This is a genomic window from Luteipulveratus halotolerans (assembly GCF_001247745.1).
Taxonomy (GTDB): Bacteria; Actinomycetota; Actinomycetes; order Actinomycetales; family Dermatophilaceae; genus Luteipulveratus; species Luteipulveratus halotolerans.
On sequence record NZ_LAIR01000002.1, the window covers coordinates 2,331,616 to 2,350,159 of the forward strand.

Annotated in this window: 19 protein-coding genes and 1 other RNA gene; 8 read left to right on the plus strand and 12 right to left on the minus strand. The window is 71.0% G+C overall.

Annotation, left to right across the window (positions count from 1 at the left end):
- Positions 1-183: 183 nt before the first annotated feature.
- The gene (hppD, locus tag VV01_RS11765; RefSeq protein WP_050670047.1) at positions 184-1,389 is read right to left on the minus strand and encodes a 4-hydroxyphenylpyruvate dioxygenase; all 1,206 of its coding nucleotides are present in this window, start codon (positions 1,387-1,389) and stop codon (positions 184-186) included.
- A 107-nt stretch (positions 1,390-1,496) separates the two neighbouring features.
- On the opposite strand from hppD, the gene VV01_RS11770 reads away from it, so the two are divergent.
- Positions 1,497-1,982 carry an Lrp/AsnC family transcriptional regulator gene (locus tag VV01_RS11770; protein WP_050670048.1) on the plus strand — a complete coding sequence of 162 codons (486 nt, stop codon included), beginning with the start codon at positions 1,497-1,499 and terminating at the stop codon, positions 1,980-1,982.
- Positions 1,983-1,998: 16 nt separating this feature from the next.
- On the opposite strand, the gene VV01_RS11775 is transcribed toward VV01_RS11770, so the two are convergent.
- Positions 1,999-2,685, minus strand: a complete 687-nt coding sequence (locus VV01_RS11775) for an IclR family transcriptional regulator (RefSeq protein WP_050670049.1) — start codon at positions 2,683-2,685, stop codon at positions 1,999-2,001.
- Positions 2,686-2,707: 22 nt separating this feature from the next.
- Here VV01_RS11775 and VV01_RS11780 point away from each other — a divergent pair, with 22 nt between their 5' ends.
- Positions 2,708-3,724 (plus strand): P1 family peptidase, encoded by a 1,017-nt coding sequence (locus tag VV01_RS11780; protein WP_050670050.1) that lies wholly within the window; start codon positions 2,708-2,710, stop codon positions 3,722-3,724.
- A gap of 40 nt (positions 3,725-3,764) precedes the next feature.
- Positions 3,765-4,325 (plus strand): mycothiol transferase, encoded by a 561-nt coding sequence (locus tag VV01_RS11785; protein ID WP_050670051.1) that lies wholly within the window; start codon positions 3,765-3,767, stop codon positions 4,323-4,325.
- A 160-nt stretch (positions 4,326-4,485) separates the two neighbouring features.
- On the opposite strand, the gene VV01_RS11790 is transcribed toward VV01_RS11785, so the two are convergent.
- Both VV01_RS11790 and VV01_RS11795 read right to left on the minus strand, forming a co-directional pair.
- Entirely contained in the window at positions 4,486-5,517 is a 1,032-nt protein-coding gene (locus VV01_RS11790) for a DUF695 domain-containing protein (protein ID WP_050670052.1), read from the minus strand.
- A 37-nt stretch (positions 5,518-5,554) separates the two neighbouring features.
- A complete protein-coding gene (locus VV01_RS11795; RefSeq protein ID WP_050670053.1) occupies positions 5,555-6,505 on the minus strand; it encodes an AraC family transcriptional regulator in 951 nt (316 codons plus the stop codon).
- Positions 6,506-6,589: 84 nt separating this feature from the next.
- Between VV01_RS11795 and VV01_RS11800 the strand changes: the two genes are divergently transcribed.
- The 3 genes from VV01_RS11800 to VV01_RS11810 all read left to right on the plus strand — a co-directional run bounded on the left by VV01_RS11800 (position 6,590) and on the right by VV01_RS11810 (position 8,443).
- Complete coding sequence (locus VV01_RS11800) at positions 6,590-7,456, plus strand: NmrA family NAD(P)-binding protein (RefSeq protein ID WP_082220945.1); 867 nt, start codon at positions 6,590-6,592, stop codon at positions 7,454-7,456.
- Positions 7,453-7,923: an anthrone oxygenase family protein gene (locus tag VV01_RS11805; protein ID WP_050671894.1), complete on the plus strand. Its 471-nt coding sequence runs from the start codon at positions 7,453-7,455 to the stop codon at positions 7,921-7,923. The genes VV01_RS11800 and VV01_RS11805 overlap by 4 nt, the downstream gene beginning before the upstream one ends.
- An 85-nt stretch (positions 7,924-8,008) precedes the next feature.
- Positions 8,009-8,443 (plus strand): hypothetical protein, encoded by a 435-nt coding sequence (locus VV01_RS11810; protein ID WP_050670054.1) that lies wholly within the window; start codon positions 8,009-8,011, stop codon positions 8,441-8,443.
- Positions 8,444-8,500: 57 nt separating this feature from the next.
- Here the strand turns inward: VV01_RS11810 and VV01_RS11815 are convergent, their stop codons facing one another.
- From VV01_RS11815 to VV01_RS23870, 7 genes are all read right to left on the minus strand, one after another.
- Entirely contained in the window at positions 8,501-10,258 is a 1,758-nt protein-coding gene (locus VV01_RS11815) for a DEAD/DEAH box helicase (RefSeq protein ID WP_050670055.1), read from the minus strand.
- An 83-nt stretch (positions 10,259-10,341) separates the two neighbouring features.
- The gene (locus tag VV01_RS11820) at positions 10,342-11,295 is read right to left on the minus strand and encodes a zinc metalloprotease (RefSeq protein ID WP_050670056.1); all 954 of its coding nucleotides are present in this window, start codon (positions 11,293-11,295) and stop codon (positions 10,342-10,344) included.
- Positions 11,296-11,404: 109 nt separating this feature from the next.
- Positions 11,405-11,716, minus strand: coding sequence for a DUF3039 domain-containing protein (locus tag VV01_RS11825; protein ID WP_050670057.1), 312 nt, complete (start codon positions 11,714-11,716; stop codon positions 11,405-11,407).
- Between the two features lie 78 nt (positions 11,717-11,794).
- Positions 11,795-12,364, minus strand: coding sequence for a YqgE/AlgH family protein (locus VV01_RS11830; RefSeq protein ID WP_050670058.1), 570 nt, complete (start codon positions 12,362-12,364; stop codon positions 11,795-11,797).
- Between the two features lie 22 nt (positions 12,365-12,386).
- The gene (locus VV01_RS24370; protein ID WP_231635220.1) at positions 12,387-14,627 is read right to left on the minus strand and encodes a DEAD/DEAH box helicase; all 2,241 of its coding nucleotides are present in this window, start codon (positions 14,625-14,627) and stop codon (positions 12,387-12,389) included.
- 229 nt (positions 14,628-14,856) lie between these two features.
- Positions 14,857-16,320: an NAD-dependent malic enzyme gene (locus VV01_RS11840; protein WP_050670059.1), complete on the minus strand. Its 1,464-nt coding sequence runs from the start codon at positions 16,318-16,320 to the stop codon at positions 14,857-14,859.
- A 44-nt stretch (positions 16,321-16,364) separates the two neighbouring features.
- Positions 16,365-16,769 carry a hypothetical protein gene (locus VV01_RS23870; protein WP_197275031.1) on the minus strand — a complete coding sequence of 135 codons (405 nt, stop codon included), beginning with the start codon at positions 16,767-16,769 and terminating at the stop codon, positions 16,365-16,367.
- Between the two features lie 46 nt (positions 16,770-16,815).
- Between VV01_RS23870 and VV01_RS11850 the strand changes: the two genes are divergently transcribed.
- Entirely contained in the window at positions 16,816-17,436 is a 621-nt protein-coding gene (locus VV01_RS11850; protein ID WP_050670061.1) for an SIMPL domain-containing protein, read from the plus strand.
- 67 nt (positions 17,437-17,503) lie between these two features.
- On the opposite strand, the gene ssrA is transcribed toward VV01_RS11850, so the two are convergent.
- Positions 17,504-17,871: a transfer-messenger RNA gene (gene ssrA / locus VV01_RS22345) on the minus strand.
- Between the two features lie 138 nt (positions 17,872-18,009).
- Here ssrA and VV01_RS11855 point away from each other — a divergent pair.
- The gene (locus VV01_RS11855; RefSeq protein WP_050670062.1) at positions 18,010-18,543 is read left to right on the plus strand and encodes a hypothetical protein; all 534 of its coding nucleotides are present in this window, start codon (positions 18,010-18,012) and stop codon (positions 18,541-18,543) included.
- Position 18,544 lies beyond the last annotated feature (1 nt).

An 18,544-nucleotide genomic window follows, 5' to 3' on the forward strand; every position in this document is an offset into this window, starting at 1 on the left:
CAATCAGACACACTAGCGGTGCCTCTCCGGCTCAGCACGCTTTCATCACCGCAGGATCAATGCAACCTGTGCAGCGGCGCGGCGCCCGATGCGGCCGGTACGCGAAAACGCACTGCAGGCGCGGCATTCCGCGCCTGCAGGGCGTTCATCAGTCGGTCGGATCGGCCTCCCGAACCGGGTCGTTCACAGGTTGCCGCGCAGGTCCTGCTCTCGCTCGATCGCCTCGAACAGCGCCTTGAAGTTGCCCTTGCCGAAGCCGAGCGAGCCGTGCCGCTCGATCAGCTCGAAGAACACCGTCGGACGGTCACCGAGCGGCTTGGTGAAGATCTGCAGCAGGTAGCCGTCCTCGTCGCGGTCGACCAGGATGCCGCGCTTCTGCAGCTCCTCGACCGGGACGCGCACCTCACCGATGCGCGCGCGCAGCTCGGGGTCCTCGTAGTAGGAGTCCGGGGTGCTGAGGAACTCGACACCGTTGGCGCGCAGCGCGTCCACGCTCGCGATGATGTCGCCGGTCGCGACCGCGAGGTGCTGAGCGCCCGCACCGCGGTAGAACTCGAGGTACTCGTCGATCTGCGACTTCTTCTTCGCCGGGGCCGGCTCGTTCAGCGGGAACTTCACCCGGTGGTTGCCGTTGGAGACGACCTTCGACATCAGCGCGGAGTAGTCGGTGGCGATGTCGTCACCGATGAACTCGGCCATGTTCACGAAGCCCATGACGCGGTTGTAGAACGCCACCCACTCGTCCATCTTGCCGAGCTCGACGTTGCCGACGATGTGGTCGAGCGCCTGGAACAGCCGCTTCGGCTGGCCCTCGGGCTTGACGTAGGTCGACGAAGCAGGCTGGTACCCGGGCAGATACGGCCCGTCGTACTTGCTGCGGTCGACCAGCGTGTGGCGCGTCTCGCCGTACGTCGCGATGGCCGCGATCCTGATCGTGCCGTGCTCGTCGGTGATGTCCTCGGGCTCACGGACGACGGTCGCACCGGCCTGCTTGGCCTGCGCGATGCACTTGTCGACGTCGGGCACCTCGAGGGCGATGTCAACGACGCCGTCACCGTGCTTGCGGTGGTGCTCGACGAGCGGGCTGTCGGGGTCGACCGCACCGTTGATGACGAACCGGATCGAGCCGGACTTCAGCACGAACGACTTGTGGTCGCGGTTGCCGTTCTCGGGCCCGGAGTACGCCACGAGCTCCATGCCCCACGCGGACTGGTAGTAGTGCGCGGCCTGGGTGGCGTTGCCGGCGACGAACACGATGGCATCCCAGCCGGTGACGGGGAACGGGTCCTTGTCGGCGTCGTACTCCACGAGGCCGACGAGCTGCTTGAGCTGGTCGAGGTCCAGGTCGGCCTCGCGCTCCTGCGGGGTGAGGTTCAAGGTGTCGGTCATGGGGCCACTGTGGACCCGGTCACAGCACGCGGCAACACAGCCGCAGAGCACTGGTCATCCTGTGCAGAGTGCGCGGCTGCGACGCCCGCCCTCTGTACGATCTGTGCATGGTCACGCGCTCCCCGGTGGACGATCTGGATGCCCGGCTCATCGCCCTGCTCGCCGACCGTCCACAGATCGGAGTCCTCGGCGCATCCCGCGAGCTCGGCGTCGCGCGCGGCACCGTCCAGGCCCGCCTCGACCGCCTCGTCGAGCGCGGTGTGATCAGCTCGCTCGCGCCGACGATCGACCCGGTCGCGATGGGCTTCACCGTCACGGCGTTCTGCACGCTCGCGATCCAGCAGCACGGAGGTCAGCAGCCGGTGCTGGACCACCTGGCGTCGATCCCGCAGGTCATCGAGGTGCACACGATCACCGGCGACGGCGACCTGATGGTGCGGATCGTCGCCCGCGACAACACCGACCTGCAACGCGTCATCGACCGCGTGGTCAGCACCGGCCTGGTCACCCGCACCAGCAGCGTCATCGCGCTCGCCGAGCTCATCGGCCGTCGGACGCTCCCCCTGGTGCAGGCGGCCGCAGAAGGCGGCTGATCGGCGTACGCGTCGGTCAGCCGAGCACGTGCGCGAGGCGGGCGGCACCGGCGACGACGAGCGGACCGACGGTCGCGTCGTCGAAGGCCTGCAGCGACACCACCCCGACCGAGGCCTCCAGCCCCGGGAGCCCGAGCACCGGCGCGGCGAGCCCGTGCGCGCCGGTCTGCAGCTCGCCGTCACTCACGACGTACGCCGGCCGCTCCGGGTCGTCGAGGCGCTCGACCCCGCGGCCGAGCAGGATGGCCCGTCCGGCCGCCCCGGCGTGCAACGAGTGACGGCTGCCGATGCGATAGGCGATGTGCAGGTCGGATCGGCTCGGCTCGACCACCGCGACTGCGACCGCGTCCGACCGGTCGGCGACGACGAGGTGTGCTGTGGCGTGGACCCGGTCGGCCAGGGTTCGCAACACCGGAATAGCAGCATCACGCAGCACAGGCAGGACCGAGGCGGACAGGCGAATCAGACCGATTCCCAGTCGAATTCGTCCGTCGTCGTGGCGGACGACGTAGTCGTGCTGTGCGAGCGAGGCCACCAGTCGGTAGACCACGGGGCGACCGACACCGAGGGCCTGCGCCAGCTCGGTGACCGTGAGGCCCAGAGGGTGCTCACCGGAGGAGAGCAGGTCGAGCAGTGCGAGGCCGCGGTCCATCGTCTGGGAGGTCTCACCGCCCAGACCGGTGTTCGACGCACCCGACTCCATCCGGGCAACCTACCGTGGACCCATGCGTCCTCCCGCGACCGTCGACGTCCACGCGCTGCTGCAGCACTCTCGTCCGCGAGGAGCCACGGACTCCATCACCGACGTGTCCGGCGTACGCGTCGGACAGGTCACGGTGACCGACGGCGCTGACGTCCACACCGGGGTCACCGCAATCGTTCCGGACCAGCTCAACCAGCAGCGGAAGTCGTTGCCCTGCAACGTTTTCGTCGGCAACGGCCACGGCAAGCTGATCGGGGCGACCCAGGTCGTCGAGCTCGGCACGATGGAGACTCCTGTCGTGCTCACCGCGACGCTGTCGGCGTTCAAGGCGGCGGACGCGCTCGTCGGGTGGGTGCTCGACCGTCCCGGCCGCGAGCGCACGATCTCGCTCAACCCGCTGGTCGGTGAGTGCAACGACGGCTGGCTGTCCGACATCCGCGCCCGTCCCGTCGAGGCGCACCATGTCGTCGAGGCGCTGGAGTCGGCGTCCACGGACAGGCCTGCCGAGGGTTCGGTGGGCGCCGGCACCGGCATGCGGGCGCTGGGGTTCAAGGGCGGGATCGGCACCGCCTCCCGCACGGCCGGCGTCGGCGGGTCGGAGCACGTGGTCGGCGTGCTGGTCCAGTCGAACTTCTCGGGCACGCTGCGCGTCGCCGGCCGCACCGTCGTACCTCCGCCGACGCCTGACGACCCGAATCACCCTGATGCGCAAGGGAACTCGTGCATGATCGTGGTCGCCACAGATGCGGCGCTCGACGCTCGTCAGCTCGGTCGGGTGGCGCGCCGCGCGGTCTTCGCGATGGGTCGGGTCGGCGCCGACTACCAGCACGGCAGCGGTGACTACGGCATCGCGTTCTCGACCGCCGAGCAGGTGCTGCCCCCTGCGGACTCCGACCTCGACGCACTGCTGCTCGCGACGCTCGAGGCGACCGAGGCGGCGATCGTGCACTCACTCCTCGCAGCGTCGACCACGACCGGCCGCCTGGGCCGAACAGCGGTGGGGCTCACACCGGAGATGCTTCTCGACCAGCCTCGCTAGAGGTCGTCGATCGTCCGGAACCCGTCCTACGGTCGGGCCCATGACCGATGACACGCCCTTGAAGTGGCCGCCCGTGGCGGGCAGCGAGATCGACACGTTGCTGGGCTCGTTGGAACGCCAGCGCCGCACGTTCGCGTGGAAGGCCGACGGCCTCGATGCGGCCGGCCTGCAGGCGACCGTCGGCGCCTCGACGATGACGATCGGCGGCCTGCTCAACCACCTGGCCCTCGTCGAGGACGACTACTTCACCCGCCGCCTCGTCGACGGCGACATGCCCGAGCCGTGGCGCAGCGTCGACTGGGACGCCGACCCCGACTGGGAGTGGCGTACTGCTGCTGATGAGACACCCGAGGCGCTGCAGCAGCGCTGGCGTGAGTCCGTACGCCGGTCCCGCGTCGCCACCCGAGAAGCGTTGGAGGACAACGGCGCTGGCACCCTGATGAAGATCGGCTGGCCGAACGGCGAGACCCCGAGCCTGCGTTCCATGCTGGCGGGGCTCATCGAGGAGTACGCCCGCCACACCGGGCACGCCGACCTGATCCGCGAGGCGGTCGACGGCCGCGTCGGCGAGGACCCGCCCGACGACTTCGTCATCGCCTGATCCACGGTGCGGGCGCACCCAGGCAACTGCGTCACCTGCGAGGCAACCGCGTCTCCTCGATCTGACGCGCTTACAAGTGCGTCAGACTCGGGGGACGCAGTTGCCTGGTGCAGCCCCAGGCTGGAGGCGTACGCCCGGCGCGGCGTACACCGACCGCCGGTCAGCGCAGGTGCTGCACCGCACTCCAGCCCGGGTCGTACTCCCGCTCGACATTGCGCTTGCCGACGTGCTCGCGTGCCGTCGCGACCACCTGGTCGGGCACGGTCGACGAGCCGTCGAGGTAGTAGTGCAGGCGGCGCGCGCCGGCGGTCGTCTCGTGGGCGATCAGCTGTCCGCCCTCTCCCAGGCTGTCGGCGAGCGCGTCCTCGACCGTGCGCAGCGCGCTGAGTCCTTCGGGCGTCGGCATGCCGTCGTCGGCACGGTCGTACGGCACCGTGACGGCGACGTGCGTGTCGAGCAACGGCTCACTCGCCGCCGCCAACGGCACCCGCGCCGTCGCGACGACCGGACCGCCGGGACCGGTGCCCTGCAGCTGCACCCACACGGGCGCGCCGTCTGCACCGACGAACTCCTGGGCGAGGTCGCGGACCACGGCGCGCAGGCCCGACAGCCCGAAGCCGTCCAGCGGTGCGACGTCGCTGGGCGCGAGCTCACCGATCCAGGTCTCGGTCTGCACCTCACCGAGTGCCGAGTCGAGGATCAGGAAGGTCGCGAGCGTCCGCTGGTCGCCGAGCTGCGCCATCACCGGATGGGAGACCGCGACGTCGACGCGCGTGCCCACCCGGCGTACGCCGACCCGAACCCGATCGAGGTCGACCTCGTGGCCTCCCACCTCGATCGTCGCGCCCGCGAGATCGACCAGGCCCGGCCGCGCGTCGGCGTACGACCAGATCGCGTCCGGCCCGGGACCCGCGTCGCGCCACCGCCGTGCGAGCGCGCGCAGCTCGGGGTCGCCGTCAGCCGAGACGACCAGCAGGTGCACGGCCTCACGGCCGGGTGCGATCTCCCAGGCCAGGCCGGTGTGGATCGCCTCGACCCGGGGCGCGAGCACGTCGACCAGGTCGGTGGGGTCGTCCTTGCCGACTGCGTCGCCGCACGCGTCGGCGCCGCCGGCCGACCACCACTGCCAGAACTGCTCGATCTGCGCCGCGCGGGTGTCGGGTGTACGGGCGGACCGGTTCCACAAAGCCATCCCCGGAGCATGCCAGGCGCTCCTGGAGCCGTCGTCGCTAGACCTGCCCGACGAGCATCGGCTCGCCGGCCCGGTCGCGAAACGCCTGCGGGCTCAGGCCCTTGACCCGTTTGAACGCCGCACTCAGTCCGAACGCCGAGGCGTAGCCGACCTCACGCGCCGCACGCTCGAGGGTGGCGCCCTCGATGAGCAGGTCCGCGGCGAGCTGGATCCGCCAGCGGGTGAGGTACGCCATCGGCGGCTCGCCGACCACGGTGGCGAACCGCCTCGCCAGCGCGGCGCGCGAGACGCCGGTGAAGCCCGCGAGGGTCTGCACCGTCCACGGCTCGGCCGGGTTGTGGTGCATGGCAGCCAGGGCGGCGCGTACGACGTCGTCGTCACCCGCGCTCGGCAGGCCCGACTCGGCGTCGTGCTCGGACCAGACCCGGAGCACGCCCATCAGCAGCAGGTCGAGCAGCCGGTCGATGACGACGTCCTGGCCGGGCGAGGTGCGGTCGAGCTCGGTCTGCAGCATGTCGACGAGCGGCCACTCCAGCAGGTGCGCCGGCACCACGGTGGCTCGCGGAAGTGCTTGCAGCAGACGGGAACCCACCTCGTTGGACTCTGCATAGGTCGCGGTCACGAACACCGACTCGCCGTCGGGGTCGTCGCCCCAGGTGCGGACGCCGAGCGCGAGCTGGTCCTTGAGCAGCGTGCCGTCCGGTGAGTAGCAGCGGCCGTCGGCCTCGATCACAGCCAGGCGCGGTGCGGCCGGGTCGTCGTAGGCGTCGTACGGGTCGGTGCCGCGGACCAGCGCGACCTCACCGACGGCGATGTCGATGGTCTCGCCGTCGTCGAAGCGCAGCGTGAGGTCACCGCGGACAGGCGTGAGGACGCACAGGGCCGAGCGGTCCTCGATGCGCAGCTGCCAGCCCGCCCCGAGGCAGACCTTGAGCACGAACGCCCGCTGTGCACGGGGGCCGGCGAGCAGGGCGCTGGTCAGGTCCATCGCTCCATCATGAGCGACGATCTCGTATGCAGACAAGAGCATGAAGCATGGTTCGTCTCATTGAACGCCCGTTGACTGTCATGCATGACCACACGAACCAGTATCCGACCCACCCGAGACCACCGCCCGACGACCGCACCGGTCGCCGTCACCTGCCCCCGCGGCAAGACCGGCCGGGACGTCGTCCGAGCCCTGACCGAGGCCGGCCACGAGGTGCGCCCCGTCGGCCGCTCCGAGCAGATCACCTTCGACTGGACCGACCCGGCGACCTGGCGACCCGCGCTGACCGGGGCGCGGTCGGCGTACCTCGTGTTCCAGCCCGACCTGGCGATGCCCGGCGCCGCCGCAGCCATCGCCGGTGTCAGCCGGGTGGCCCGCGACGAAGGCGTCGAGCACCTGGTGCTGCTGTCCGGGCGCAACGAGCCCGGCGCCCAGGACGCCGAGCAGGCCCTGCGCGACAGCGGCGTCGCCTGGACGATCGTGACAGCGTCGTTCTTCGCGCAGAACTTCACCGAGGGGCTCTACCACCCGGCCGTCATGGCCGGCACGATCACGCTGCCGACCGCCGACATGGCCGAGCCGTTCGCAGACACCGCCGACATCGCGGCCGTCGTGGCCGCCGCCCTCACCGACGAGCGCCACCGCGGCCGGACCTACGAGGCCAGTGGGCCACGGGCGTACACCTTCACCGAGGTCGCCGCCCTGATCAGCGAGGTCACCGGCCGCGCCGTGCGGTTCGAGCAGGTCGCGCCCGAGGCGTTCACGGCGTACGGCGAGAGCCTGGGCCTCCCCCACGAGGACGCCGAGGGTCTGACGTACCTGTTCGCCGACATCCTCGACGGGCGCAACCGCGAACCGGCGGACGGCGTACAGCAGGCGCTCGGCCGTCCGGCCCGCTCACTGGCCGACGTCGTCACCGAGGCGGCTGCACAGGGGGTGTGGTCGGCATGAGCTCGCTGCGCACCGCCGCGCTCCTGGCGACGACCGTCACCACCGGGCTCATGGCCGGCGTCTACCTGACGTTCAGCATCGCCGTGCTGCCCGGCCTGTCGGCCACCGACGACCGCACGTTCGTGCTGGCCGAGCGCAGCATCAACATCAAGATCCTCAACGGCTGGTTCGCGATCGTGTTCGGCGGCCCGATCCTGCTGGGCGTCCTCGCGATCATCCTGGTGGCCGTCGCCGACCGCAGAGACGCGCTCCCCTGGCTGATCACTGCCGTCGTCCTGTACGCCGCGACCCTCGCCGTCACGTTCGCCGTCAGCATCCCGCTCAACGACAGGCTGGAGGCGACGGAGAACATCGCCGAAGCGCGAAAAGCATTCGAGGACAACTGGATTCGCTGGAACGTCGTACGCACCGTGCTGGGGATCGCGTCGTTCGGCGCTCTGCTCGGAGCGCTGCGCGCCCACCCCTGAGCACGACTACCCCGCAGTCGTGAAGGTGGGTACGCCGGCGCCCGGGTAGGTCTAGTCTCAGCCCAGGGCACGGGGAGGACGACGCATGGACGAGCGCACGCGCGTGCGACCGGCAGACCCGTGGCGATCCGCTGCGGTCTCGCTCGCTCACGTGTGCGCCCTCCTCGGCGCGCTGGCGCTGATCGCCGTGATGGCCACCCTGGTCTTCCTCCTCGCGTACGACGCCAGCACCGGCGGGGACGCGCGAAGAAACCCTGTCTGGATCGCGGGAGCCGCGCTGATCCTCCTGGCACAGGTCGCCGTGCTCGTCACGGGTCGGCGTGGTGCCGTTCTGACGGCGCGGGAGCGCCCTGCGGGCCCCGTGCTGGTGGTCGTCGCAGGTGCCCTGGTGGCGGTGCAAGGCGCCTGGCTCTCGGTCCACGGTGCCGGGGCTCTCGGCGCACTCGCCGCCCTGTGCGGCATCACCACGGTCGTCGCGGGAGCCGTCGTGACGCAGGCGCGCAGGACGTCGCGTCCGTGAGCGCGCCGTCCCGGGAGGCCCCGACGCGTCGGGAGCCTGCGGCGACCGTGAGTCGCGTCAGCGGCGGCCGACGAACCACTTGCGGATGAGCTCGATCCGCGCACTCACCTGATCGGTCGAGGCGCGGTCGAGCGTCGGGCCGCCGCACTGCGTACGCAGGTCGTTGTGGATCGTCGCGTGCGCCTGACCGGACTTGCGGGCGAACGCCGCGACCAGCGAGTTGAGCTCTTTGCGCTGTGCGGCCAGCGCGCGGTGAGCCGCCATGGGAGCGTCGTCGACGGGCCTCTTGCGCCCGGCCTTGACCTGCTTGCTCTGGCGCTGGCGCAGCAGCTCGCTGACCTGCTCGGGCTCGAGCAGCCCCGGCAGACCGAGGTAGTCCTGCTCGTCGTCGCTGCCGGCCTCGGCGCCCATGCCGTACTGCTGGGCGTCGAACAGCACGTGGTCGAACTCGGCCTCGGACTCCAGCGCCTCGAACGACAGCTGGTCGTCACCGCCGAGGGCCTTCTCCTCGCGGTTGGCCTCGGCGATCAGGCCCTCTTCCTCGGCCCAGATCGACTCCTCGCCCGGCTTCTTGGGCCGGTCGAGGGCGTGGTCACGCTGGTCCTCCATGCGCGAGGCGTGCTCGAGGATGAGCGGGACGCTCGGCAGGAACACCGACGCGGTCTCACCGCGGCGGCGGGCCCGGACGAAGCGCCCCACGGCCTGCGCGAAGAACAGCGGCGTCGAGGTCGACGTGGCATAGACGCCGACCGCGAGGCGCGGCACGTCGACGCCCTCGGACACCATGCGCACCGCGACCATCCAGCGGTCGTCGCTCTCGGCGAACTCCTCGATGCGCGAGGAAGCGCCGGCGTCGTCGGACAGCACGACGGTGGGCTTGACGCCCGTGATCACCTCGAGCGTGCGGGCGTACGAGCGCGCCGCCGTCTGGTTGGACGCGATGACCAGCCCGCCGGCGTCGGCGACGTGCCGGCGTACCTCCGAGAGCCGCTTGTCGGCTGCGCGCAGCACCGACGGGATCCACTCACCCTTGGGGTCCAGGGCGGTGCGCCAGGCCTGCGCGGTGGCGTCCTTGGTCATGGGCTCGCCGAGCCGGGCCGCGATCTCGTCGCCCGCGCTGGTGCGCCAGCGCATGTTGCCGCCGTAGGCCATGAACAGCACCGGGCGCACGACGCCGTCACGCAAGGCCTCGGCGTAGCCGTAGGTGTAGTCGCTGGCCGACCGCCGGATGCCGTGCTCGTCCTCGGCGTAGGTGACGAACGGGATCGGGCTGGTGTCGGACCGGAACGGCGTACCGGTCAGCGAGAGGCGACGGGTGGCCGGCTCGAACGCCTCACGCAGCGCATCGCCCCACGACTTCGCGTCGCCGCCGTGGTGGATCTCATCCAGGATCACCAGGGTCGGGACGGTCTCGGTGCGGCTGCGGTGCAGGAGCGGGCGGCTGGCGACACCGGCGTACGTCACCGCGATGCCGTCGTAGTCGGCCGCGTGGACCTCTTGGGCGTTGGTGAACTTCGGGTCGATGTTGATGCCGACACGGGCTGCAGCGTCGGCCCACTGCGTCTTGAGGTGCTCGGTCGGGGCGACGATGGTGATCTGGCGGACAATGCCCGCACCCAACAGCTCGGTGGCGACCCGCAGTGCGTAGGTCGTCTTGCCGGCGCCCGGCGTCGCGACCGCAAGGAAGTCGCGCGGGCCTTCGGTGAGGTAGGTCTGCAAGGCCTCGGCCTGCCAGGCGCGCAACTTGCTGGCAGTGCCCCAGGCCGCCCGCTCCGGGAAGGCTGGTGACAGGTGGGAGGCGGCCGAGGTGCTCATCGCGCGCAACCTTAACCAGCCTGAGCGACAGACACGTCGAGGCCCCGCCGCGGCGGGGCCTCGACTCGGTCACATGCTGCGGATCAGCCGCGGTAGGTGGCCCACTGGGCCTGCATGCGCGTCACCTGACCGGGCGTGAACTCGTTCATGCACGCGTCCTCGGTGTAGTCCATGAAGTTGTGGATCGGGTCGGCACCAGGCGCCGTGCACGTGTCGCGCCCGGTCGGGCAGCCGAACGCCGGCGAAGCCTCAGCGGCCGTGTCGGCGACCTGGTCGCCCTGACCCTGACAGCCGCCCTGGAAGGTGTGGTAGAGCCCCAACCAGTGGCCGACCTCATGGGTGGCGGTGTCGCCCTCGTCGTACGGCTTGGCGGAGCCGCCGGGCAGACTCTCGTCGAGCACGACGACGCCGTCGGTGCTGGAGACCTTCTTCTTGGGGAAGGTCGCCCAGCCGAGCAGGTCGTCGCCGAGGTCGGCCGAGTAGATGTTGAGGTCGGCGTTGGTGCCCTGGCGCAGGGTCGACTTCATCTGCTTCTCAGCGGTGCTGCCGGGCGTGATGCCCTGGTACCAGGCCGCGTTGTCGGTGACGGTCGTCCCGGCCAGCGTGAAGGAGAAGCCGCTGCCGGCGTACGCGTCGTTGAGGACCTGGATCTGGCTGTCGATCTGCGACGCAGGCAGCTGACCGGTCGAGCCGGCGGTGATGGTGTGCCAGTAGACCTTGATCGTGACCGGGCTGAACGCCGCAGACGAGCCCTTGCGCAGGGTGCCGCGGGCGTCGGTCGAGAAGCCCCGGGCAGCTGCATCACGGGCGAACGAACGCTCCTGGGCCTCGACCTGGGCAGCGGTCAGCGTGTTGGGGTCGTGACCGTGCCCACCGGCCTTGACGCGCGCCTCGGCGGGCGCATCGGCACCGCGGGTGACGCAGTCGCTGCTCGTGCTCGGGGCGGACCCGATGCTGTGCGGTGCGGGGCCGGCCAGAGCCAGGCCGGCTGCGGCCAGCGAGACGGCGGACAGGATCGTGATGGGTCGGCGACTCATGAGAGCTCCCTTTCGTCAGCGCGCCCGGGGTCGGGGCGTCACTGCGCCGAAACGTACTCGCCACCCGCCGCCCGCATGGCGTTCGAGAGCAACCGGAATCGTCCGGGGACTACTTGTCGCCGCCGTCCTGGGGCTCGCGCAGGCCGTCGTAGATCTCCTGGCACATCGGGCAGACCGGGAACTTCTTCGGGTCGCGGCCCGGCACCCAGATCTTGCCGCACAGCGCCGTCACGGGCTCACCGGACAGAGCGCTCTCGAGGATCTTCTCCTTGCGCACGTAGTGCGAGAAGCGCTCGTGGTCGCCCGGCTCGGCCTCCTGCTCCTGGACCTGCTCGCGCTCGAGCACGGCCGTCGAGGTCTGAGGGCCGCCCGGCTCCTGCGGTGCACCAGGCTGGTTCGGGTCGTCGAGTGGCGTGCTCATGGTGGTGAGTCTAGGTCGGCGGCGTACGCCGGTCGCGCGGGCTGGTCCGGGCGCGACCCGGCCCGCCGGTCGAGGTGGCTAGTTCAGCGACGGATCGGCGGGGTACGACGCGACGTAGCGCAGCGTGCCCGGCTGGCGACGCAGGACGTCAGCCCACAGGTCGCTGGGCTCGCGGGTGAACGCGTCGCGAGCCTCGGCGTCGACGACGAACCAGGACCCGCGGCGGATCTCACCCTCCAGCTGGCCGCCGGTCCAGCCGGCATAACCGGCGAAGATCCGCAGTGCGGCGACCTCGGGCATGACCACCACCGGCGGTGCGTCGAGGTCGACGAGGCCGACGGCTCCGAACAGCCGCTTGATGCCGAGCGAGCTGTCGTCGCCCGGCACCGAGACCAGACCGAGCGCGGAGTCCAGGGACACCGGGCCGCCCTGGAACAGGCACTGCGGTGTGGCGACGTGCTCCTGCCACCCGGGCAGGACCGCGTCGACGTCAGCGCTCAGCGGCCGGTTGAGCACCAGACCGTGGGCGCCGTCGTCGTCGTGGTGCAGGACGAGCACGACACTGCGGTCGAACACATCACCCTCATCGGGCTGCTCGTCGCCACCGCGCGGGGCGGCGACGAGCAGGCGTCCGGTGAGGTCGTTCACGCCGCCTATTGTGACCTGCCGGTCAGTCGGCTCGGCGCGGACGGGGCCCACGGCCCCGCTCGCCGTACGACGACCCGCCGTGGCCGGAGCCACTGCGGTGGCCGCCGCGTGGACCGCCCGAACGCTGGCCGTAGCCGCCCGAACGCTGGCCGTAGCCACCACGACGCGGGCCACCGCCACGACCGCCCCGGTGCGGGGTGAGGATGCGGTAGAGGTCGTCGTCGCTGACCGGCCGCCCCTCGGGCGTGCTGCCACCCGCGTCGGCGATGACCGAGTCACCCGGGCGAGCCTTCTGCAGCTCGGTCTCGACACCGGCGTCGTCCAGGAGACGCTGGACCGTACGACGCTGGTGCGGCAGCGCGAGGGTCACGACGGTGCCCTTCTCACCGGCGCGAGCCGTGCGGCCGGCGCGGTGGAGGTAGTCCTTGTGGTCGGCCGGCGGGTCGATCTGCAGGACGACGCCCACGTCGTCGACGTGGATGCCGCGCGCGGCGACATCGGTGGCGACGAGGACGGGCACGCGGCCGTCCTTGAACGCCGACAGCACCTTGTTGCGCTGCCCCTGGTTGAGGCCACCGTGCAGCGCCGCCGCGACGACACCCTGGTCGCGCAGCTCGCCGGCGACGCGGTCGGCACCGAGCTTGGTGCGGCAGAAGACCACGGTCCGGCCCTCGCGGTTGGCCACCTCGGCGGTGACGGCCTTCTTGTCGCGCGGCTCGATCAGCAGCGCGTGGTGGCTCATCGTCGTGACGGACGCCTGCGCGTCATCGGTCGAGTGGGTCACCGGGTCGACGAGGTACTTGTCGACCAGGGTGTCGATGCCGCGGTCGAGGGTCGCGGAGAACAGGAGCCGCTGACCGCCCTCGGGCACCAGGTCGAGGATCTCGGTGATGGCCTCGAGGAAGCCCATCTCGGCCATGTGGTCGGCCTCGTCGAGGATCGCGACCTCGACACGCGACAGGTCGGCCGCGCCGCGCTCGATCAGGTCGCTGAGGCGACCCGGCGTGGCGATGAGCAGGTCGACACCGCGCTCGAGCGCCTGCAGCTGCGGCTCGTACGGCATGCCGCCGGCGACCAGCTTGTGGCGCAGACCGACGACGTGGACGAGCGGCTGCAGGGCGTCGCTGACCTGCATGGCGAGCTCGCGGGTCGGCGTCAGGATGATGGCGCGCGGCTGGTGCGGGCGGGCCTTGCCGCCGGCAGCCAGACGGGCGAGCGTGGGCAGGCCGAACGACAGGGTCTTGCCCGAGCCGGTACGACCGCGGCCGAGGACGTCCTTGCCGGCGAGCGCGTCCGGGATGGTCGCCTGCTGGATCGGGAACGGCGCGGTGATGCCGTCGCGGGCGAGCCGCTCGGCGATCGCGTCGGGCAGGCCGAGCGCGGCAAAACCGTTGTCGCTCAGGTCAACTCGCTCATGCGGCGCCGGCTTGCTCGTGGCCTGGACGTCATCGCGACGCTCCCGCTGCGGCCGCTCGGCGCGGTCGTACGACGGTCGCTCGGCGCGGTCGTCGCGGCGACCCTGGTAGCCCCCGCGGTGGTCGTCACGCTGACCGCGGTAGCCACCGGAACGGTTGTCGTCGCGGTTGCCGCGGTAGCCCCCGCGGTCGTTGTCGTCGCGGCGCCCCTGGTAGCCACCGGAACGGTTGTCGTCACGGCGACCCTGGTAGCCGCCCGAGCGGTTGTCATCGCGGTTGCCGCGGTAACCGCCACGGTCCTCACCGTCACGGCGACCCTGGTAGCCCCCGCGGCTGTCATCGCGCGGACCGCGGTAACCACCGCGGCTGTCGTCACGCTGACCGCGGTAGCCGCCCGAGCGGTCGTCATCACGACGGCCCTGGTAGCCACCGGAACGGTTGTCGTCACGCTGACCGCGGTAACCGCCGCGGTCGGTGTCGTCCCGACGGCCCTGGTACCCACCGGAACGGTTGTCGTCACGACGGCCCTGGTAGCCGCCACGGTCCTCACGGTTGCCGCGGTAACCGCCGCGGTCGTTGTCGTCCCGACGGCCCTGGTACCCACCGGAGCGGTTGTCGTCGCGGTTGCCGCGGTAGCCGTCCTCGCGACGGCCCTGGTAGCCACCGGAACGGCTCTCATCGCGCTGACCGCGGTAGCCACCGCGGTCCTCGCGAACCGGCCGGCTGCTGCTGTCGGAGGCTTCACTCCGGCTGCGCTTGACCTGCTTACGGACGACGGCGCGCTGCGCCTCCATCTTCTGGGCGCGCGACCAGCGCGCCTTCTTCTGGGCACCGTGAGATGACTTCACTTCGTTCTCGCTTCGCGTTGAGTACCGGGCCGCGTCGTTGTCGGAGTCGGACCATCTCGTGGGTCCGGCCAGGCGGCTGAAGATCTCGGCGCTCAAGGAAGGGAACGCAAGATCGCGTACTGATGAACAGCCACCATACCGGCCGCTCGGTGTGATAAGGAAACTCAGACGGGCTCGCAGGACCGTGAGATCGGCCACGCGGGCCCGTCGGCGTACGACGGTGGGTGCGTCAGGCCTCGACGGCACCCACGATGTGGCCGGCCGAGTCGAGGTCGCCCGGCGCCGCCGAGCCCTGCTCGGCGCGAGCGGCCTCCGTGACGGCGCGGGCCACCACCTTGGCGACGTCGGGGTGGAACACGCTCGGCACGATGTAGGCGGGGTTGAGCTCGTCCGCGGACACCGTGTCGGCGAGCGCATCGGCCGCTGCCTGCATGACGTTCTCGGAGATGTCGGCCGCCGCGGCGTCGATCAACCCCCGGAAGACGCCCGGGAAGACCAGGACGTTGTTGATCTGGTTGGCGAAGTCACTGCGACCGGTGGCGACGACGGTGGCGTGCTTGGCGGCCTCGATCGGGTCGACCTCGGGCACCGGGTTGGCGAGCGCGAAGACGATCGCGTCGTCGGCCATCGTGGCGATGTCCTTGCCCTGCAGCACGTTGGGCGCAGAGACGCCGATGAACACGTCGGCGTCGGCCACGGCGTCACGCAGCGTGCCGGTGCGCCCCTCGGGGTTGGTGTGCGCGGCGACCCACTCCAGGTGCTCCTGGCCTCCGGCGGCGATGTCGTCGCGGTCGGCGTGGACGACACCGTTGATGTCAGCGACGACGACGTCACGGGCACCGGCGTGGAGCAGCAGCCTGAGGATCGCCGTACCTGCCGCACCGGCGCCGCTCATCACGATGCGGACGTCCGGGAGCTGCTTGTGGACGACGCGCAGTGCGTTGCGCAGCGCCGCGAGGGTGACGATCGCGGTGCCGTGCTGGTCGTCGTGGAAGACCGGGATGTCGAGCTCGTCGCGCAGTCGTCGCTCGACCTCGAAGCAGCGCGGCGCGGAGATGTCCTCGAGGTTGACGCCTGCGAACCCAGGCGCGATCGCCTTGACCGTGCGGATGATCTCCTCGGTGTCGGTCGTGTCGAGGCAGATCGGGAAGGCGTCGATGTCGGCGAAGCGCTTGAACAGCGCGGCCTTGCCCTCCATCACCGGCAGCGCCGCGAGCGGACCGATGTCGCCGAGGCCGAGCACGGCGGTGCCGTCGGTGACGACGGCCACGGTGTTGCGCTTGATCGTGAGGCGACGGGCGTCCTCGGGGTTGTCGGCGATCGCCATGCACACCCGCGCCACGCCCGGGGTGTAGATCAGCGACAGGTCGTCGCGGTTGCGGATCGGGACCTTGGACTCGACCTTGAGCTTGCCGCCGAGGTGGACCAGGAAGGTGCGGTCGGAGACCTTGCCGATCTCGACGCCGTCGACCGCGCGCATCGCCTCGACGAGCTCGTCCGCGTGGCCGGTGTCGCGGGCCGCAGCCGTGACGTCGACGCGCAGCCGGTCGTTGCTGGCAGCGGTGATGTCGAGTGCGGTGATCAGGCCGCCGCGCCGCTCGACCGCGGTCGTCAGCTCACTGACGGCGGTGGCGCGGCCCGGGAGCTCCAGGCGGACGGTGATCGAGTTGGAGACGGAGGGCACAGAGCTCATGCCGCTCATTGTGTCGCTCGGTGGCGCGCGCGTGCGCGCGGGGCTCACCGTCCACGTGGCTGGTAGACCTCGGTCGGGTCGTCATCGGTGCCGACCCGCGTCGCGCCCCGTGATGTCGTTGGCCCGGCAGGGTTCGCGGGCTGCGCGCGCAAGGGGTGACCGTCGTCGAAGAGGCTGCTCTCGTCGTCGTCCAGGTCGTCGACGTCGTCGTCCTCCTCGAGCGGCAGCGCCAGGGCCGGGTGGCCGCCGTTCAGCTGGTCGAGCGCGAGCAGGAGCAGGCCGGGAACCATGAGCAGCAGGCCGAGGACGACGACGTACAGCCGCCCGGTGAGCCAGCCGACCAGGATCGTCGCAGCGCCGAGGACCAGACAAAGGAGAGCGTCCACCCGTCCCCCGACCGGTGAGCCTTCCCCCTCGTCACGCCTGCGCTGCCCAGCGAAGGTGTGCACGATGGTGATTCTGTCTCCCCCCGCAGGGGTGTGCAAGAGTCGCCGTATGAGCGCACCGGACCACAGCATCACCGTGATCGGCGGGGGCACAGCGGCGGGCTCGCCCGATGTCGTACGCCTCGTCGTCGCCGCACGCGCCGAGGCACGTGATGTGAGCGCGGCCCTCGAGGCGTGCCAGCAGTCGGCGCGCACGCTCACCGCGACGCTGCGCGACCAGGGCGTGACCGACGCCGAGCTGCGCACGCTCGGGGTGTCGGTCGACACCCGTTGGGGCCCGGAGTCGCGCCCTTCGGGCTACGAGGCCACGCACCGGCTCGGTGTGTCCTGGCGCGACCCCGCGACGGTCGGCGGAGCGCTCAAGGCGTGCGCCGACGCGGTCGGCAACACCTTCCGCCTCGAGTCGCTCCGACTGACCGTCGAGGACCCGAGTGCGCTGGAGGACCAGGCCCGGCAGGCGGCGTACGACGACGCCCACCGCCAGGCCGGTGACCTCGCCCGGCTGGCCGGCCGCGAGCTCGGCCAGGTCATCGCGATCGATCAGCCCGACCAGCGCGGTGGCCCCGCCCCGATGGCGCGGATGGCCATGTCGGCCGGCGACGGCGGCGGCGTCGAGGCCGGTCAGCACAGCGTCGAGGTCCGCCTGCGGGTGCGGTGGGCCCTGACCTGAGGTCGGGCATGACAAAGCCCCCGGCGCCTGACCGGGGGCTGCTGACGCAGGTGATGTGCCTCTGGGGTGGTGGAGATGCCGGGAATCGAACCCGGGTCCGTTGACGACGAGGTAGGGCTTCTCCGGGCGCAGTGCGCTGTGGATTTTCTCGGCCCCAGGGCTCGCACGCACACGTTCCCTGACAGGCCCAGCCGAGTAAGAGTCCCGCGTCGCCCCTCGGCATGACGACGCAGCAAGTTCTCTAGCTGACGCCAGACACTGAGTCGAGAACTAGCTCAGGCTGACGGACTTCGAGGCTCGCTCAGGCGGCGAGGGCGAAGTCGGTGCGCTTGGAATCGGCACCTATGGGTTTTGCACGGATCGTTCACGAGATGACCGTGCGTCCTCGGCCCGCTTCCCCTGCAACGTGGATCAACGTCGAAACCGATCATCCCCAGGGTGGGCACATCACACTGTTCAGCTGTCGTGGTGCACCACCGGCGAACCGGTGGCAGGCCCATGAGCCTACTTCACCCAACGCGGGGTCGCGCTACTCCATTCCGCGCCGCCACGCAGGCACTAGGGTCTCAGCCCATGAGCGCCGCCACCTCGACCACGACCGCGTCCACACTGCGCACACTGCGCCTGATGAGCGGCGCGATCATCAGCGCAGTGGTCGTGCTCGCGGTCGTGGTGTGCGTGACGACCGGCTTCGAGGCTCCGCCCGCGTGGATGTACGCCGTGGGCCCGGTGCTCGCCGGTGTCGGGTTCGCGCTCGCGACCCTGCTCGGCTATCGCGTGACGGTGGCCGAGCCCGGGCTGGACCCGCGCCAGCAGGCCCTCCGCTCGCAGACCGACTTCCGGATCGGACACATGCTGCGGATCGCCCTCGCCGAGGCGCCCGCGATCCTCACACTGGTGCTCTGCTACGTCGCCCAGCCGCCGACCGCACTTCCCTACCTGATCGGTCTGCCGTTCTTCCTGGCCGCGCTGTGGTGGCACGTCTGGCCGTCCGAGGCCCTCATCACCCGTGTCGCACAGCGCATCGAGCGCAGCGGCGCACCGTCGTACCTGCGGGAGGGGCTGCATCGACCGGCGACGATCGGCAGCAGCCTCCCCCACCTCTGAG

What these genes read in the sequence shown, in the direction of transcription:
- VV01_RS11790 (WP_050670052.1), bottom strand. Translation starts at nt 5,517, where the DNA reads ATGGCTTTGTGGAACCGGTCCGCCCGTACACCCGACACCCGCGCGGCG.
- VV01_RS11770 (WP_050670048.1), top strand. Translation starts at nt 1,497, where the DNA reads ATGGTCACGCGCTCCCCGGTGGACGATCTGGATGCCCGGCTCATCGCC.
- VV01_RS11820 (WP_050670056.1), bottom strand. Translation starts at nt 11,295, where the DNA reads ATGAGTCGCCGACCCATCACGATCCTGTCCGCCGTCTCGCTGGCCGCA.
- VV01_RS11800 (WP_082220945.1), top strand. Translation starts at nt 6,590, where the DNA reads ATGACCACACGAACCAGTATCCGACCCACCCGAGACCACCGCCCGACG.
- VV01_RS11780 (WP_050670050.1), top strand. Translation starts at nt 2,708, where the DNA reads ATGCGTCCTCCCGCGACCGTCGACGTCCACGCGCTGCTGCAGCACTCT.
- VV01_RS11815 (WP_050670055.1), bottom strand. Translation starts at nt 10,258, where the DNA reads ATGAGCACCTCGGCCGCCTCCCACCTGTCACCAGCCTTCCCGGAGCGG.
- VV01_RS11850 (WP_050670061.1), top strand. Translation starts at nt 16,816, where the DNA reads ATGAGCGCACCGGACCACAGCATCACCGTGATCGGCGGGGGCACAGCG.
- VV01_RS11795 (WP_050670053.1), bottom strand. Translation starts at nt 6,505, where the DNA reads ATGGACCTGACCAGCGCCCTGCTCGCCGGCCCCCGTGCACAGCGGGCG.
- VV01_RS11855 (WP_050670062.1), top strand. Translation starts at nt 18,010, where the DNA reads ATGAGCGCCGCCACCTCGACCACGACCGCGTCCACACTGCGCACACTG.
- VV01_RS11825 (WP_050670057.1), bottom strand. Translation starts at nt 11,716, where the DNA reads ATGAGCACGCCACTCGACGACCCGAACCAGCCTGGTGCACCGCAGGAG.
- VV01_RS11840 (WP_050670059.1), bottom strand. Translation starts at nt 16,320, where the DNA reads ATGAGCTCTGTGCCCTCCGTCTCCAACTCGATCACCGTCCGCCTGGAG.
- VV01_RS11805 (WP_050671894.1), top strand. Translation starts at nt 7,453, where the DNA reads ATGAGCTCGCTGCGCACCGCCGCGCTCCTGGCGACGACCGTCACCACC.
- VV01_RS11810 (WP_050670054.1), top strand. Translation starts at nt 8,009, where the DNA reads ATGGACGAGCGCACGCGCGTGCGACCGGCAGACCCGTGGCGATCCGCT.
- VV01_RS11775 (WP_050670049.1), bottom strand. Translation starts at nt 2,685, where the DNA reads ATGGAGTCGGGTGCGTCGAACACCGGTCTGGGCGGTGAGACCTCCCAG.
- hppD (WP_050670047.1), bottom strand. Translation starts at nt 1,389, where the DNA reads ATGACCGACACCTTGAACCTCACCCCGCAGGAGCGCGAGGCCGACCTG.
- VV01_RS11785 (WP_050670051.1), top strand. Translation starts at nt 3,765, where the DNA reads ATGACCGATGACACGCCCTTGAAGTGGCCGCCCGTGGCGGGCAGCGAG.